The sequence below is a fragment of the Blautia sp. AF19-10LB genome (assembly GCF_003461245.1).
GTDB lineage: Bacteria > Bacillota > Clostridia > Lachnospirales > Lachnospiraceae > Blautia_A > Blautia_A intestinihominis.
In genome coordinates this window covers 14,233-31,247 of sequence record NZ_QTWS01000002.1, presented here as the reverse complement: position 1 = coordinate 31,247, position 17,015 = coordinate 14,233, and the positions used below count along the sequence as shown (strand labels likewise).

The 17,015-nt window shown below is 46.8% G+C and carries 8 protein-coding genes; all 8 read left to right on the top strand.

The features are described 5' to 3' along the window. Positions 1–6: 6 nt before the first annotated feature. The 8 genes from DWX28_RS01995 to DWX28_RS01960 all read left to right on the top strand — a co-directional run bounded on the left by DWX28_RS01995 (position 7) and on the right by DWX28_RS01960 (position 17,014). Positions 7–1,368 (top strand): DUF4430 domain-containing protein, encoded by a 1,362-nt coding sequence (locus tag DWX28_RS01995; RefSeq protein WP_118251513.1) that lies wholly within the window; start codon positions 7–9, stop codon positions 1,366–1,368. Next, entirely contained in the window at positions 1,369–3,441 is a 2,073-nt protein-coding gene (locus DWX28_RS01990) for a hypothetical protein (RefSeq protein WP_118251512.1), read from the top strand. 31 nt (positions 3,442–3,472) lie between these two features. After that, positions 3,473–7,396 carry an Ig-like domain-containing protein gene (locus DWX28_RS01985; RefSeq protein WP_118251511.1) on the top strand — a complete coding sequence of 1,308 codons (3,924 nt, stop codon included), beginning with the start codon at positions 3,473–3,475 and terminating at the stop codon, positions 7,394–7,396. A 207-nt stretch (positions 7,397–7,603) separates the two neighbouring features. Further along, on the top strand, positions 7,604–8,461 hold the full coding sequence (locus tag DWX28_RS01980; RefSeq protein ID WP_118251510.1) for a hypothetical protein: 858 nt from the start codon (positions 7,604–7,606) through the stop codon (positions 8,459–8,461). A gap of 117 nt (positions 8,462–8,578) precedes the next feature. Then, complete coding sequence (locus tag DWX28_RS01975) at positions 8,579–9,385, top strand: DUF4866 domain-containing protein (protein ID WP_118251509.1); 807 nt, start codon at positions 8,579–8,581, stop codon at positions 9,383–9,385. A 5-nt stretch (positions 9,386–9,390) separates the two neighbouring features. Then, a complete protein-coding gene (locus tag DWX28_RS01970; protein ID WP_118251508.1) occupies positions 9,391–10,719 on the top strand; it encodes a threonine/serine ThrE exporter family protein in 1,329 nt (442 codons plus the stop codon). 348 nt (positions 10,720–11,067) lie between these two features. Continuing rightward, the gene (locus DWX28_RS01965) at positions 11,068–15,858 is read left to right on the top strand and encodes a carboxypeptidase regulatory-like domain-containing protein (RefSeq protein WP_158565268.1); all 4,791 of its coding nucleotides are present in this window, start codon (positions 11,068–11,070) and stop codon (positions 15,856–15,858) included. Positions 15,859–16,030: 172 nt separating this feature from the next. After that, positions 16,031–17,014 (top strand): HdeD family acid-resistance protein, encoded by a 984-nt coding sequence (locus DWX28_RS01960; protein WP_243002295.1) that lies wholly within the window; start codon positions 16,031–16,033, stop codon positions 17,012–17,014. Position 17,015 lies beyond the last annotated feature (1 nt).

Below are 17,015 nucleotides of genomic sequence, written 5' to 3'. Positions count from 1 at the left end.
GTAAGCATGAAAAGAAACAGTAAAAAAAATAAAAAAAGATTTTCCAGGATCATCCCGGCACTCTGGGGACTTGCCTGCCTTTTGATCTTCGCAGGAGTTCTTTTTGCCGGACTTGGAAACTATCACAGAGAAATACAGGAAAATCCGATACAGGGGATCAGTGCCGGAAGCTCCTTCAAAGGCTATCTGGGAACCGGTTATGCCTATGCCGGGCAGCAGGAAAATTCACAGAACGGGGACGAAGCCCAGGGAGAACAGGCACAGCTTCTCGATGAAGAAGAACAGCAGGAAGATTCCGAGACGGAAGAAGCCGGGGAGACTGAGGAAGCAGACCTGACAGACGGAGAGAGCGAACAGAACCAGAATGAACAGAGCCAGCAGGAACCAGATGTAACGGAGACACCGGAAACCTCTTCGGGAGATGACGGCATACAGAGCGATGTAGAGGAAAATACGATTCAGTATGACGGTGACCAGGAGGATTCCGATGAATCCGACGAGGGCGAACCGGAGAGAGATGACAACCGGAACCAGGAAGGTGCGGAAGTACCGGTCACCCCGACTCCGCAGCCGCCGTCAGAGGACGAGGACGAAGACCGTTATCCGACGATCGCGACAGATCTGACAGACGGAGAGACCGTCAACGCCGCTTATCGTACCTTTTATGTACAGGCGAAAGACTGGTATGGAAACAGCCTTGGCTCTACTTCTCTTGAAGTTTATGGCAACGGACAGAGACTTTCAGTCAGCGGCGAGCCTTCTCAGGGCGTGCTCGCGTACCGTCTGGATCTGGAAGAAGATGCGAATACCATAGATATCAAGGCAACCGATACAGAAGGCTGGAGTACCACACTGCCGACGTTTACCATCTACAAAGGCGAGGAAGGCGGTGCAGAACCGGCAGGCTCCGTCAGCATCAGCATTGAGGCCGGAAGCGTAGGACTTGGAACAATCCTTCCCTCGACTTCTGTTGACTTTTATCAGGGAGAACAGCTTTCTTCCGTGGTACTGAGACTGTTACAGAACAGTGGACTGGACTGGAGAAATGACGGAGATGTGACAGGAGGCTTTTACCTCAAGGCGATCGGACGTGGCGGGATCACAGCAGGCGCGGCGATCCCGGATGATCTGATGGCGCATCTTGAAGCGGTCAACTGTCAGCTGTCAGGACACGATGCCAACTGGCTCGGTGAGTTTGACTTTACAATGGATTCCGGATGGCTGTATTTTGTCAACGGAGAATATATGAATGTCGGAATGTCGGCATATTTTCCGGCAGACGGAGATGAGATCCGGATCCGTTTCTCTCTGTACTCAGGTGCAGACGTAGGAGCCGGAACAAATGGCGAGACATGGGGGGACTGGTAAATGAACAAAAGATTTGTAATGGGAACACTTTCGGCAGTGCTTCTGGCAGGAACAGTGCCGGTCTGTGAGGCAGGTGCGGCGGAGGAAACTTCCGGCAGCCAGGTCGCGGAATTTTCTGAACTTTCCGATGATATAAATCAGGAAAATACAGAAGAAGTGGTACCGACTCAGGAACCTCTGGAAACACCGGAACCCGAACCGACAGAAGAGCCACAGCCAACGGAAGCACCGCAGCCAACCGAAAGCCCGCTCCCGACCGAAGTACCACAGCCGACCGAAAGTCCGGAGCCGACTGAGGCTCCGTCCCCGACCGAGGCTCCGTCTCCGACAGAGACACCGCCACAGGAAGAATGTGCGCTGCATCTTACCGGGGTCAGAGCTATCCGGACAGCGGACAATCAGGTGGTTCTTCTGTATCAGGCAGACGGGGAAGGCAAGGTCTGTATTTCGGCAGTCCGTGAAGGCCAGCAGCCGGTATTTGATTTTGAAAGCACTGCCCGTCCGGTTGAGACCGGAGACAATCAGCAGTCCGTAAACGTTCCGGCAGATGCTGCCTGCGAAATTTATCTGCTTGTACAGGATCAGAACGGCAACAGAATGACAGAAGCGGTGAAACTTTCTTTGGCAGCAGCCAGAAAGGTACATGCGGCAGTTCATACAGAACCGGCAGATGCCACCGTTGCCGTCCGCAATGAACTGGGACAGGAGATCAAAGGCTCCCGTGGAATCTATGCGCTTTACAAAGGCGAGAAGTACACGATCACCGTTTCAAAAGACGGCTATGAGACAAAAACAGAAACCATAACAGCAGATACAAAGACAACACAGTACAGAATCTCCCTGACCGGTAATGATGCAGAGCTTAAGCATCTGTATGTTTCCAGCTCAGACACCTACGGCAAAGGAATCATGAAGCTGGATCCGGCATTAAAAAAAGACCATGACCGATACAGCGCCACCTACGATGGAGAACGGCAGAGCCTGAACCTCTGGCTGGAATCCGCATCCGGTGCCACAGTAAAGGTCTATGCGCTCAGCGGGATCAAAGCCTCGACCGTGCAGAAAGATGAGACCATCAAAGGTACACAGGACAAAGAAAAACATCCATACTGGAAGATTTATTTTGCTTCCCAGGAAAAAGAAGCAAAGGTCCGCATTCATGTGACTGCACAGAACGGGACATCCAGAGATTATTATCTTACCCTGAGCCTGACGGACAAAACAGCTCCGGTGCTCAAAAAAGTCAGCGCCAGCAGGATTTCCGAAGATAAGGCCTCTGTGGTATACAAGACCAGCGAAAGAGGAATGTGTTACTATCAGGCAGGGGAGGCCGGAGCCAGGATTCCGACACCTGATACCACCGGGGCAGGCGAGGAAGTTTCCGCCGGAACCAATACCGTCACACTGACCGGACTTACCCAGGGTCAGAAAGACCTGGTGATCGTAGTCAAAGACACAGCAGGAAACGTAAGTGACCGTCTGGTGATCTGGATCCCGGATATTAAGAAAAAGGGGCAGACCCAGCAGAATAACGGTAACGATACAAATGTCGCACAGAGACCGGGATACGGCGGCAACAAATCCGAAGCGGTTCTTCCGGGAGGCCAGAACAATGGAGAGGGCTCGCTGGACAAACTCAAAACAGTTCAGGCAAAAGAAAAGTCTTCCGGATCCAAAACGCAGAAGGACGGAGAGGACACAGAGCAGAGCGGCAAAAAGAAACTGACTGTCCATGAGAAACCAGCATCCAAAAACAACAGCACAAAAAACACCGGAAGTTCAGACAAACAGAGCAAAACCGCAAAAACAGACAAAACGGTCCAAAAAGCAGCCGCAGCTTCTGCGCCAAAGGGTGGCGGGAAAGGCGGCACGGGAGACAGTTCATCGGCCGGCGGGAAACAGGCAGGAAGCGCCACCGGCACCGTGGGAAAAATCTCCCACACCTGGAAGCACATGCGTCTTCTGACAAGGACACTTCTGGTGTTCGCACTGGCAGGAATTCTGTATCTCGGATTCTTTGCCGGAGCCAGACGACATTACAAGAAACAAAAACTGAGTGATCCGATGATATGACAGAAACAAAGATAAGGAGGGAATTTATTTTATGAAGCCGATCATGAAAAAATGGCTGACAGGTCTTCTGTGTGCATCACTTCTGGCAGGAAGCGCGCCGGTCTATGGAGCAGATTTCAGTGCAGAAGCTGACTTTTCTTCGGAAATCTTCGTAGAAGAAACGCAGGAAGAAGACCAGACAGAGCCGGAAACACCGTCTGAACCGGAAGCTCCGGCAGAGGTTGATCTGGAACAGCCGGATGATTTCAGTTCACAGGACGGTCAGGATCCTGCGGAAACCCCGGATCCGGATGCACCTTCCGATGACTTCAGCTCCGATGATCTGATTTCCGATGACAGCGAAGTGCCGGAAGTACAGATTACAGATGAGACCGAAGACCAGAAAGAATATCTGACAGATTTAAACGTCTATACCGGAAACGGGGTAAAAGACGCTCTGAAACTCGACAGAAGAGAAGAAATGGACGAAGAATTCGGCGGCAGAGTCTACACCGTAGAATATGGTTCCAACTATAACTCTTCCGCGCTCTGGATCAGTGCCAATCTTGCGAAAGACGCACCGGAAGGATCCACTGTGACACTCTCCGCATGGAATCTGTCAGGAAAACAGGAAACAAAAGAGATGTCCGCCACTGCATACACAGACGGACAGAGATATTCATTTTCGGATATTTTTGCTTCCGGCAATGGAAAAAGAGCCATCTACACCATCAAGGCAGGAACCGAAAGCGACAGCGTAACTTATAAACTCGTAGTGCTTCGAAGACTGGACCTTTCTTCGATCAGATGCTACCTGCCGACCGATACCGACATGGCAAAAAACCTGATCACAGATTTTGACACCTCCGGAGTGACAAGAGATTACGAAGTGTCTGTGACCGGAACGGACAAGGTGAAGATCAAGGCAGTACCTTTCGGGGAAAACTGGTATGGTCTCACCATAAACGGAAAGAGCATTTCATCTGGAGATCCGATCGAGATTCCTCTGACCGAAGATTCGACGGAGATCGCCTTTGAGATGAAAGAGGATGGAACCTATGCGGATCCGGACTGTCAGGGAAAAACCTATACCTCTACAGGAAGCTACAAAGTCACCGTTCAGAAACAGCTCAGCGATTCTGTGACATTTCAGGTGACACCGCAGGATGCAGTCATCAGCGTTTACGACAAAAACGGAGAACGCATGGAACCGTCACAGGATTCTGCCAGCACATTTGCTTCCCTGATCGAAGGCCAGGAGTATACCTGGAATGTTTCCTGTTATGGCTATATTTCCCGGAGAAATACCTTTAAGGCAGGAGAACAGGCTGAGATCACTGTAGAACTTAAGAAACAGGATGCCACCCAGCCGGAGATTACCGACAATGACTGGACTAATTTCCGGAACAGCGAGAGCAATAACGGAATTACAGGCACATCCACACCGACCGATGCATCTTCGACCGTGCAGAAATGGGCGATGCGCATTGGTGTCGGCCAGGAGGCATCTGTCACACCACCGCTGATTCTGGGAGGCTATCTGTATGTGGCATCCGGACAGTTTATCTACAAACTCGACAAAAATACAGGAGATATTGTAGCAACCAGTGAACCGCTCAACGGAAATATGATCTATGCGCTGAATCCGCTTACCTATGAAGAGGGAATGCTGTTCGCCCAGATCGGTGGCGGCCAGATCCAGGCAGTCAGTGCTTCCACTCTCAGATCCGTCTGGATCAGTGAATCGCTAGGTGGACAGACCCTCTCTCCGATCACATACAAAGATGGATATATCTACACAGGAACCTGGAATTCCGAGACCACGGCAGGCTCTTATTTCTGCCTTTCCGTGACCGACGAGGATCCGTCAAAAGGCAATGAGACCAAGTACTGCACCTGGAAATACAACCACAAAGGCGGTTTTTACTGGGCAGGCTCCTATGCGTCCGGCGATTATCTCGTATTTGGTTCCGATGATGGTTCCGGAGAAAAAAACTATACCAGCACGGCGATCCTCTATTCTGTCAACACCCATACAGGTCTCCTTCTGGATAAACTGACAGGACTTAACGGAGACATCCGTTCCACCGTAGTTTATAACAACGGATACGTCTATTTTACGACAAAAGGCGGCTACCTTTACCGTGTGGCGATGAATGCGGACGGAACCTTTGGCAGAGCAGACAGTTACAACCTCGGTGGCATGGCAACAGCAGCCCCGGTAGTATACAAAGGAAGAATCTATGTCGGCGTCTGCGGACAGGAAAGCCACCGGTTTGACGCCGATGCGGGACATCATTTCGATGTTTTGAATGAATCCGCTGCAGGACTTTCCCTGGCATATGAAGTTTCGATTCCGGGATATCCGCAGGCAGCGCCGCTTCTTTCTACTGCATACGAGAATCAGGATTTCAACGGGGACGGACAGGCAGACGGACGTGTTTACCTGTATTTTACCTACAATGCCAGACCGGGCGGACTCTATATGCTGGCAGACGAGCCGGGACAGACCTCCGGAAAAGCAGAAGAACTGTTCCGTCCGGGAAGTGATCAGCAGCAGTACTGCATCAGCACGATCTGCGCTGACAGAGACGGAACATTGTACTACAAAAATGACTCCAACTACCTGATGGCAGTCGAGACAAACGGTGCATATCTGGACAGTGTGACTGCACAGGCAGACAATGGAAAAGTAACCTGGGACAAAGCTTTCCAGCGTTCTGTAACAGAGTACACCATAAGAACCGCAGAAAATGCTTCAAAAGTAACACTGAATTTCAAAACCCCGGAAGGATGCACCCTGACGGTCAATGGAAAAGCTGCCGGAAATACATATACCGCAGATGTAAGCTCCGGAAGCGCGGAAGTTACGGTCGTGGCAACTCTGGCAGGAAAGAGCAGAACCTATACGCTCCATCTGACAAAAGACCAGGGAAATACAAACCTTGCGAACCTGACCGCCAGCACCAGCAACACTTATTCCGACAGTACGAAATGGCTGGCACTGACACCGGCATTCAGCGCAGACAAAACCAGCTACCGCGTCACCTATCTGGGCAGTTCTTTCCTGCGCATCTATGCAGAACCGGCAGATCCGTCTGCAGAAGTGACCATAGAAGCAGGAAAAGGCATCAGTAAGGTGATATACAAAGGAAAGGTGACAGGAAGTGGTTCTGCAGTCCGGCTTGATGCTTACTTTGACAGTGATGCTTCGATAGAAGAAGCGCAGGTAAAAATCGTTGTCACAGCAAAGACAGGAAAGAAAACAGAATACACTCTGACCATTCAGAGAAAAGAGACGATTTCCACACCGACACCGACACCGACGGTAACTCCCACACCAACGGCGACACCAAAGCCGACCCCTGTGCCGGAGAAATTCGGGGCATGGAAAACCGTATCAAAAGCAACGGTATTTGCACCGGAGAAACAGCAGCGAAAAGGAACAAAGGGAACTGTTCAGACCAGAACCGTCGGAAGGAAGCTGACCCCGACGATCCGTCTCAATACTACGAATATTAAATTACGGGTAAAACAGACGACAGCCCTGGTAAAAGTCAGCGGGCTTGCGAGAGGAGATTCCATCCGTTCCTGGACTTCCTCCAACCGGAATATTGCAACGGTAGATTCCAGAGGCAGGATTACCGGAAAACGTGCAGGCAGAACCAGAATCACAGTGACACTGAGAAGCGGAAAAAAAGCGTACATCAATGTCACAGTGCAGAAGTCCATAGTCAGAACCGAAAAGATCACCGGTCTTCGCTCTTCCCAGACCATGAAACGAGGAGCGAAACTGACCCTGAAACCGGTTCTGACACCACTCACTTCCCAGGAGAAGATCACCTATAGTTCTTCAAACAAAAACGTGGCAGTCGTTTCTTCCAGAGGTGTGATCACCGCCAGAAAGAAAGGAACCGCAAGGATCACAGTAAGATCCGGAAAGAAATCTTATGTGATCAAAGTAACTGTTAAATAAAATTGTGACCGGCAAATAAACAGATACTTAAAATTATAAAATAACCTCAAAATGCCTTGAACCAAAAGAGAAAGAATGCTAGTATAAAACAAAGCATATTTCTTAGAAGTTCAGGGCATTTTTGCCGTCTAATTATTTTTTTCTAAAATCATTTCAGAAATCCATGCTTTTAAATTCCAGTCAAAACAAAAAAAGCAGGGGTTCGAAGTGAAAAGAAAGACAGTACATCACGTTCTGAAACTTTTCCGAATGCTGTTCTCTGATCGCAAAAATCTGCTTTCCCTTTACAATGCAGTAAACGGAAGCAGCTACGAAGACCCGGACGCACTGGAGATCGTGACGCTGGAAAATGCAGTCTATATGGGAATGAAGAATGATCTGGCATTTATTGTGGACACGGGACTGTTTCTGTATGAACACCAGTCAACCTACAACCCAAATATGCCGCTGAGGGATCTCTTTTACATAGCAGGGGAATACCAGAAGCTCGTAGACCACAGATCCCTGTATTCATCCAGCATCCAGAAGATCCCGGCACCGAACTTCCTTGTATTCTACAACGGAACCGAAAGAGAAGAAGACAGCTGGGTCAGTTACCTGTCAGAATCCTACGAAAACCTGACCGGTGAGCCGAACCTGGAATTAAAGGTGATTACCCTGAATATCAACGAAGGCCACAACAGCCAGTTACTGGAGCAGTGCCAGATCCTGAGAGAATATGCCCAATATGTAGCAAAAGTGCGGGAATACGCAGGAAGCACCGACCTGGACACAGCCGTAGAACAGGCAGTCAACGACTGTATCCAGAACGGAATCCTTGCAGAATTCCTTCGAAAAAACAAATCGGAGGTGATCGCAATGAGTATATTCGAATACGACAAAGAAGAGGAAGAACGAAAACTGCGAAAGGCAGAATACGAAGCCGGATTGAAAGAGGGGGAATTGCAAAAAGCAAAAGAAACAGCTATGGCGTTGAATAAAATGAAATTTCCACTGGAGAAGATTGCAGAAGCACTTCAGACTGACGAAGCTGTAATACAGGAATGGATCAGTTCAAAATCATAAAGGCGATCGCAATAGGATGTGTTTTGATCTGCCCAGAAGGTTATATTAAATATAGAAGAGATGAAATTTACATTTGATTTCTGCGGTTCTATAATAATGCTCGAAAGGGGCGGTATTATGAGTACCATATTTCCAAGAGAAGAAAAAGCAGAGCAGATTTTTGACAGAATTCTTACAAACCCAAATGCCTGCGAGCGGTTAAAAAACACCTTCTTTGAGGCGATACCATCCGCAGAAGAAAGCGAAGGTGCCGGGACAGACATTCCGGGAACGGTTTTTGCGGCGGCTTTGTTCAATGCCTATGAGAATAAGGATCTTTCCGCTTTTCTCATGGCAGTCTGTAACAACAGCGTTTTTGACCTTCTGAGGAATTCCTTTCTGATTCCGATACGGTTCAATGACAAAGGTGTGGAGAATCCGGTTCTTCTCACAGATGATAAAGGAAATCTTCTGAATGAATTCAAAAATCATCTTTACGAGAAAAAATACAAAATGTTCCACAAACTTTATGAAGAGCAGGATGAAATACCGGATTATCAGATGTATATGGCAGATGGATTCCGGGAAAATCACAGTTATACAGACAGTGGTGAAATCGTAACCGAAAAGATTTCAAAACACACAGGAATTCTCCTGATGTTCCGTTTTCCGGAGTCCGTAAAGCTGGACATCAACGAGGACAGAATCTATGCAGTTGTGTGGGATTTCCTGATGCGTCTTCAGGAGGAACTGCCGCGTGCTCTGATGTACTATGGAGTCAGAGATGAGGAAGGCAGAGAAAAAAATACAGCCACGTTGGGAATTTTTCTCCCGTTTCATCATTTTGAGAGAAAAATGGAAAAAAATATCGAGATTGCAAACGGTATCGGATTGGGATGCCGGGAACACATTCTGGTTGAAATAAACAGACAGGCGGGGAAGTGAAAACGATGCAGCAGATCATCAGAAAAAATCATATGGATATCGCCTGGCATGAATACACAGATGAAAACGGGGCAGATGTTCCGGTAACAGAGGCGAGTCTTACAGAAAAAGCATCCATCATCGGCCGTGTGGGAATCATGCTTCTGTCATGCGGAACCGGCGCATGGAGAGTCAGAAGCTCCATGAATACGCTGGCAGAAACCATGGGGATCACCTGTACGGCAGATATCGGCCTGATGTCGATCGAGTACACCTGTTTTGACGGCGAAAACGGCTTTACACAGTCACTGTGTCTTACCAATACCGGAGTAAACACTTCCAAGCTGAACCGGCTGGAGCATTTTATCCGGGAATTTGAAATCGAGGGAAAAGACATGTCTGGAGAGAAACTGCATTCTCTTCTGGATGATATCGAAAGAATACACGGACTGTATTCACCGGTCACACTTGGATTTGCGGCGGCGCTTGCATGCTGTGGATTTACGTTCCTGCTGGGTGGCGGTCCGATTGAGATGTTCTGCGCTTTTGCAGGAGCCGGGATCGGGAATTTCCTGAGATGCAAACTGACAAAGCATCATTTTACTCTGTTTCTCTGCATCGTTTCTTCTGTCTCTATGGCCTGTCTGGTCTATGCCGGATTTCTGAAGATCGGTGAGATATTGTTCAGTATTTCCATTCAGCATGAGGCGGGATACATTTGTGCCATGCTGTTTATTATTCCGGGATTTCCGTTTATCACAAGCGGAATTGACCTTGCCAAGCTGGATATGCGCTCTGGAACCGAGAGACTGATGTATGCGCTGATCATTATTCTGGTTGCAGCAATGTCCGCATGGATCATGGCACTGCTTCTGCATCTGAAGCCGGTTGATTTTATTAAATTCTCCCTGCCGGCAGAGATGTGGATCTTATGCAGGCTTGTAACCAGTTTCTGTGGAGTGTTCGGTTTCTCGATCATGTTCAACAGTCCGGTCCGGCTGGCAGCATCAGCAGGAGTGATCGGAGCGGCTGCCAATACGCTCCGTCTGGAACTTGCAGATCTGGCAGGAATGCCGCCTGCCGCTGCCGCATTCATCGGTGCGCTGACAGCCGGCCTTCTGGCATCCATGATAAAAAACAAAGTGGGTTATCCGCGAATCTCCCTGACGGTTCCCTCGATTGTTATCATGGTACCGGGGCTGTATCTCTACAGAGGCTTTTATAATCTTGGGATAATGTCACTTGCCACAGCCGCTTCCTGGTTCGCCGCCGCGATTCTGATCATAGCGGCTCTCCCCCTGGGACTCATCTTCGCAAGGATCCTGACCGACAGAACCTTTCGATATTGTACCTGATTCGCCAAAACTCCCCCGGTCAGATACAGAAAAACGTAATAAATAAAACGAAAACGCATGAAAGTATCGCCCTTTTTTCGAAAAAAGCAAGAATTAATATAGAAAAAATTGACGCTTTCAGACAGAAATGCTATAATAGGCTCAACGACATAACCAGGCGTGGTCTGACCGGAGACGGTCAGTTTGTGGAAATCCGGTGCGATTCCGGAACTGTTTTTGCTGTGTGAGATATTGAAGCGGAAATATTTTAAGTCGGCATTACCAGCGCGTTGTATAGGACAGAGACTCATCTATATTATGAGACTCTGTTTTTTGTTGCCAAAAATAATTCACAAAAGGAGGAGCAAAGTGAAGAAAAAAGAACTTTTAAAGAGATTGTCGGCCATCTCCATGGCAGCGATGATGACAGTAACAGCGGTACCGGCGAATACCTTTGCTGCCGATATCGAATTCTCTGATGGAGAAGCAGAAACAGCAGAAGCACAGGAGGACAGTGCAGATATTTCTGTTGAAGAGGATACTGGCAGTGCAGAAGCGCAGACAGAGGACTTCCAGGCAGAAGAACCTTCTGAGGAAGCAGTAACTGTTAATGAGGAGAATGCGGACTTCTCAGCAGATGCGGAGGATGCTTTATTCAGCGATGGCGCAGAGGCAGTGGGAGATGCCGTTGATGATGCGAAAGTTGCAGCAGATGAGTATCTTAAAAACAATTATGTAGATAATAATAAGATTATCACAAGTGGTGGCGCCGGTGTTGTTAAAAGCCAGGATGGTCTTTCTTATTCAGTGGGACTTAAAATACCGACTAGTGGTAGTAAAATTAGTAGCCTGCGTTTTAAAACAGAGAGCTCTTCTTCAAATTACAGAGTGGGATGGTATATTAACAGTGACTGTCCATGGGTGAATATCGGAACAAAAAAACCTGCCAATCTTGGAAGTCTGCGTATTAACCGGCCAACAGCAGAGCAGGGAGCACAGAGCTTCCAAGCAACGCTGCGACTGTTTTCCGCTGATACATCCGCTGATGTGATCAACGATGAAACACAGGCAGCTTCAGCCGCTCTTGCAACCCAGGAATTTACCATTATCATAGAAGCAGCAGAACCGAACTATACTATGCGTATAAATGTAGTCGATGAGGAAGGTAATCTGATTCCGGATGCAATCGTAACACTGGAGAAAAACTGGAATGCAGTTGCTCCGAAAGCTGACGGCTCCTATGACATGGAAAAGGGTGCAGGATACAGCCTGACTGTCAAGAAAGACGGATACAACGACTACACAGAAAGCTATTTTACCTTCAATCCAACAGAGGTAAATACAGTAAAAACCGTTACACTGAAGAAAATCGTTACAAGAAACATCAGATTCAATGTGACCGACAAATCCGGCAATCCGGTCAATGGTGCCAAAGTGAGTGTCAAAAAAGGATACTATAGTACGGTAAATCCGGAAGCAGACGGAAGCTACAATCTCATAGATGGAACTTCCTACAACTATACCGTAGAAGCGCCAAATTACAAAACTGCAAGCAGCTCCTTCACACCGTCCGGGGACCAGACCATTGATATTCAGCTGGAAAAAAATATTACAGATTATAATGTAAAATTCAATCCGGTAGACAATGACGGCAAAGCCATCGAGAATGCATCCATCAAGGTAACCTATGAAGAGGAAGATCCGTGGGATGAGGACGAAACAGAAACAACAGAGCTGAAAGCAAACGAAGATGGAAGCTACACCATGAAAAAAGGCGTGACCTACACCTATACTGTCAAAGCTTCGGACTACAAAGATGTAACAGCTACTTATACACCATCCGGTGATGACGAGAATGTATCCATTGATGTCAAAATGGTATCAAGCATTGACCCGGCAGATGTAGAAACCGTAAATGCCATCAAAGAGAAGTTTGACAAAGAAGTGGGAACACTCCGTCCGGATTTTGCATCCTGCAAGAATATCTGTGATCTTGTTAAGACCAAAATCGAGGCACTTGGCATGGATACAACAGGTGTGACGGTTTCTGTCAAATCCAGTGATGACCCAGACACCGTTGCAACAGATGGAACTATTCATTACTATGCACAGGCACCGAATTCATTTACAGCAGTCAATTCCAAAAATATAAACCTTGTTTTTGTATTCGAGAAGAATGGTGCAAAGGCAGAAACAGCTGAAAGCAGAGCAACCATCGGCTGGGATCGTGACTACTTTAATACACAGATGGCAGCAGATCAGGAGAATCTTACCTGGGACAAGATCAAAGGTTCCAATACAGATGCGGCAGAAGTAACTTCAAATCTGACACTTCCACAGTGCATGAGCAGCAGTGTAAACACTGCATGGTCCAAGATTACATGGACATCCTCTGATGAAAGCGTAATCAGCTTCAAAGACACCGGCTGGGGTTCTCTGATTGATGCAAAAGAAGGTGTGGTTACTCCGCAGCAGGAAGATAAAGAAGTGACCCTGACAGCTACCTTTAATGCAAATGACAGACTGTTGAACGGATATGTAGAAAAAGTATCTGATTTTGCAACTCTGACAAAAGAGTTCAAAGTAACCGTCAAAGGAACCGGCATATCCAAACCTACCGAAAAAGAACTTCAGGCAATTCTTGACAAATATTATACAGAAGACAGGATTACTGATTTTAACACAAAAGGGGCAGTGGATCTTAAAAACTGTACCTCAGATCTTCAACTTCCAATATATACAAGGATTAAAGATGAAGCTGGCGAATATGTATTCGACAGGAATGAAATTAAAGTAACATCAGATAATGCTGCCATTACAGTCAATGGTTACAGAGCTGCTGTAGATCGTTTTGCTTCAAATGATGATATTAATGCAAATCTGATCTTGACCTTTACCCGCGATGGAGTAACTGCGATCAAGAAGATTCCGGTTACAGTCAAAGCAATCACAGAGGCAGAAGTTCAGGATCAGTTAAATCTGATGGAACTGGCAAAGGCTCATTATTTTGACGGAATCAATGACGGACAGTATGCAGACAAAGATTCCATCACAGGAAATCTACATCCATTCCAGGAAATGATTCTTGGAGAAGACGGAAATCCGAAATGGATCTATAATTTTGATGACAAGACCGGCAAGGGTATTATTCCGGACGATCAGTTTACAGATCCATGGGAAATGGAAGGTGCAGGATACAACAAATTCAAATCTTCCAACAATGCCGTAGTAGGCCATGAGAACCTTGTTGTAACAAGAAGAGAAACCGACACACAGATTACGATTTCTTCTGTACTCAGCAGTGAACTTTACAGAGAAGCTGCTGCAAAACATCCGGATAATGCAGTCCTTCAGAAACTTTACAAACAGCCGGTTTCTGTAACCGTTACCATCAAAGGTACCAAATCCGCAGCAGAAGGTCTTCAGAAACTGATCAGTGAGGCACAGACACTTCTGGATGGAATGACAGAGGGAACCGAAGCAGGTCAGTATCCGGAAGGAACAAAGGCCACACTTAAGGAAGCTATTGACACAGCAACAGCAGTTCTGAACAAAGAAAATGTAACAGAAGAGGAACTGAGTGATGCTACACAGGCACTTCAGAAAGCTGTTGATACAGCAAAAGATGCACAAAATACAGCCGTTGCCGAGGTTAAGATCAGAGTCAATATGGCAAACCAGCCAGCAAGCCTTCGGGATCTTACTGTCACAGCAAAAGACGCAGCTGCTTATGGATACGAAAAACCAGAAGCAATGAAGAATCAGGTAACTGTAGTAGATGCGTTATATACACTGCACAAAGCAATGTATGGAGAAGCATTTGATGCAGATTCGTCCAGATATCTCAACGTGGGAACAAACGGATGGATCAATACCGTTTTTGAAGATACAACAGGAAATGTCGGCTATTATGTAAATAACGAATATCCGGTAGATGAAACAGGTATGGGAACTGTCGCAAATACAACCGTACTGCATTCAGGTGATGAATTCAGCATTTATCTGCTTGCAGACACAACAAGCTGGAGCGACGAGTTCATGTACTTTAAGGATGTTCCGACCGAAATCTGTGCCGGAAAAGAATTCCAGGCAGTACTCTATGGAAGAAATATGATGTCAGCAGGTGCGTCTGCAGAAGCAGGCTGTACTGTGGAACTGAAAAATCTTGATACAAATGAGACAGCAGAATTTGTAACAGACGCAGATGGGGTAGCTTCCATCAAAGCAGACAAAGCCGGAAACTACCAGCTCACAGTAACAAAAACACCATACACATATTTTGTTGCTCCACTTGCCCAGTTTGAAGCAAAAGAACATGTCTTCGATGAAGGAAAAGTAACAAAAGAGCCAACCTGCGCAGAAGCAGGAGAAAAGACTTACACCTGTACAGTCTGCGGAACAACAAAGACAGAAGAGATCGCAAAGACAAATAAACATACCTATGACAAAGGTGTAGTGACAAAGAAAGCAACTTATACAGCAACAGGTGTGAAGACTTATACCTGTACAGTCTGCGGTGCGACAAAGACAGAAACAATTCCGAAACTGAAACATAAACCGAAATATGTATGGAAGACTGTTTCAAAAGCAACGGTATTCCAGCCGGAGAAACAGGTCGGATACTGCGTATACTGCAAACACACACAGACCAGATACCATGGAAGCAAACTCAAGGCAACCATTAAACTGAATACAACCGCCATCACTCTGCAGAGAAAACAGGCAACCAGAATGGTCAGAGTAAGTATGGCAAACGGAGACTCTGTCAAATCCTGGGCTTCCACTAACACAAAGATCGTGACTGTAGACAGAAACGGTCTGATCAGAGCACAGAACCGTAATGGAAGTGCAAAAATTATCGTAACCTTAAAGAGTGGAAAGAGAGCAACCCTGAATGTCAAAGTTCAGTCTGGCAAAGTCACAACCACAAAAATCAGTGGTCTGAAATCCTCCATGACTCTCAAAAAAGGCCAGAAGACAACACTGAAACCAGTGATCAGCCCGCTGACCTCCACAGACAAAGTAACATATGCAACATCAAATAAAAACATTGCAGCAGTTTCTTCCACTGGCATTATCACAGCCAAAAAGAAAGGAACCGCAAAGATCACAGTAAGATCAGGAAAGAAATCCTATGTGATCAAAGTAACCGTAAAATAATATATGCAGCATTCAGACCGGAGCCTTCCACAGACTCCGGTCTGTTTTTGTCTGACTGTCCGCTGCAGGTTTGCCATTATAAAATGGACATTCATCCAGAGATGTCTATAGACGAGTCTTTCAAAAAACGGTATACTGTCTGTAGAAATCTTATTATCGGGATGAAAGGAGCATGGAAAGTCTCATGTGGGAAAAAATCAATAACTTTTTGAAAGGGCAGATTGTAACCTCGATCATATATATCGCCCTTGGAGCGTGCCTGGCGTTTATGCCTGTGAACACGATCAATGTAATCTGTAAATTTATATTTGGAATTCTGCTGATTCTTGTAGGATTTTATCATATCCTGATCTATATTCTGGAGAAACTGAATTCCACGATTCTGGATCTTTTTTCCGGCGGTGTTCTGATGGTTATCGGAATTTTCCTCTTCATGAATCCTCAGATCGTGGTCAAGCTCCTGCCGATCCTGCTTGGAACTTTCATCCTCGTAGACAGCATCTGGAGCCTTAAAGGAAGCCTGAAACTTAAGAAAAACGGAAGCGGATTCTGGAAGATTCTTCTGATCGGAAGCCTGATCTTCATCGGGCTCGGTGTTTCCCTTGTACTCAATCCGTTCACAATGGTAAAATACACGGTAATCTTTGCAGGATGGATCTTCCTCTGTAACGGAGTGGTAGACCTCATCTACCTGATCCTCCTCCGTCGCGGTCTGAAAGAACTCAAACAGGAAGCAGAAGCAGTCGATGCAGACAGCGAGATCATATCTGATGATGCAGAAAGTTCTGCACAGCCAGAAGAACCGGTCGTACCGGAATACGCACCGTGGAGCTCACGCAGGAAGGCAGAGCCAGCAGACGATTTATCTGACAGTGAGGAAGAAACTTCTGATAAAGAACCTTTCGACAGCAATGCTTATGACAGGGAAGTTTCCGGGATGGAAGAATCCCTCGATGTTGTGCAGGTGAGAGAAGAAGAGGTTCCGTTGGACGAGTCGACAGAAGAGATGACTGAGCAGGAGAATGATCCGCCGGCCGGCAGAGGAGCGTACGTAGTATCCAAGCCAACCGTAACCGATGATGATCTTTCCGATACCAAAGATGAGAACCTTCTTGGCCTGATCTCCCGTAAACGAAAGAAAAATAAGAGCGAATAAA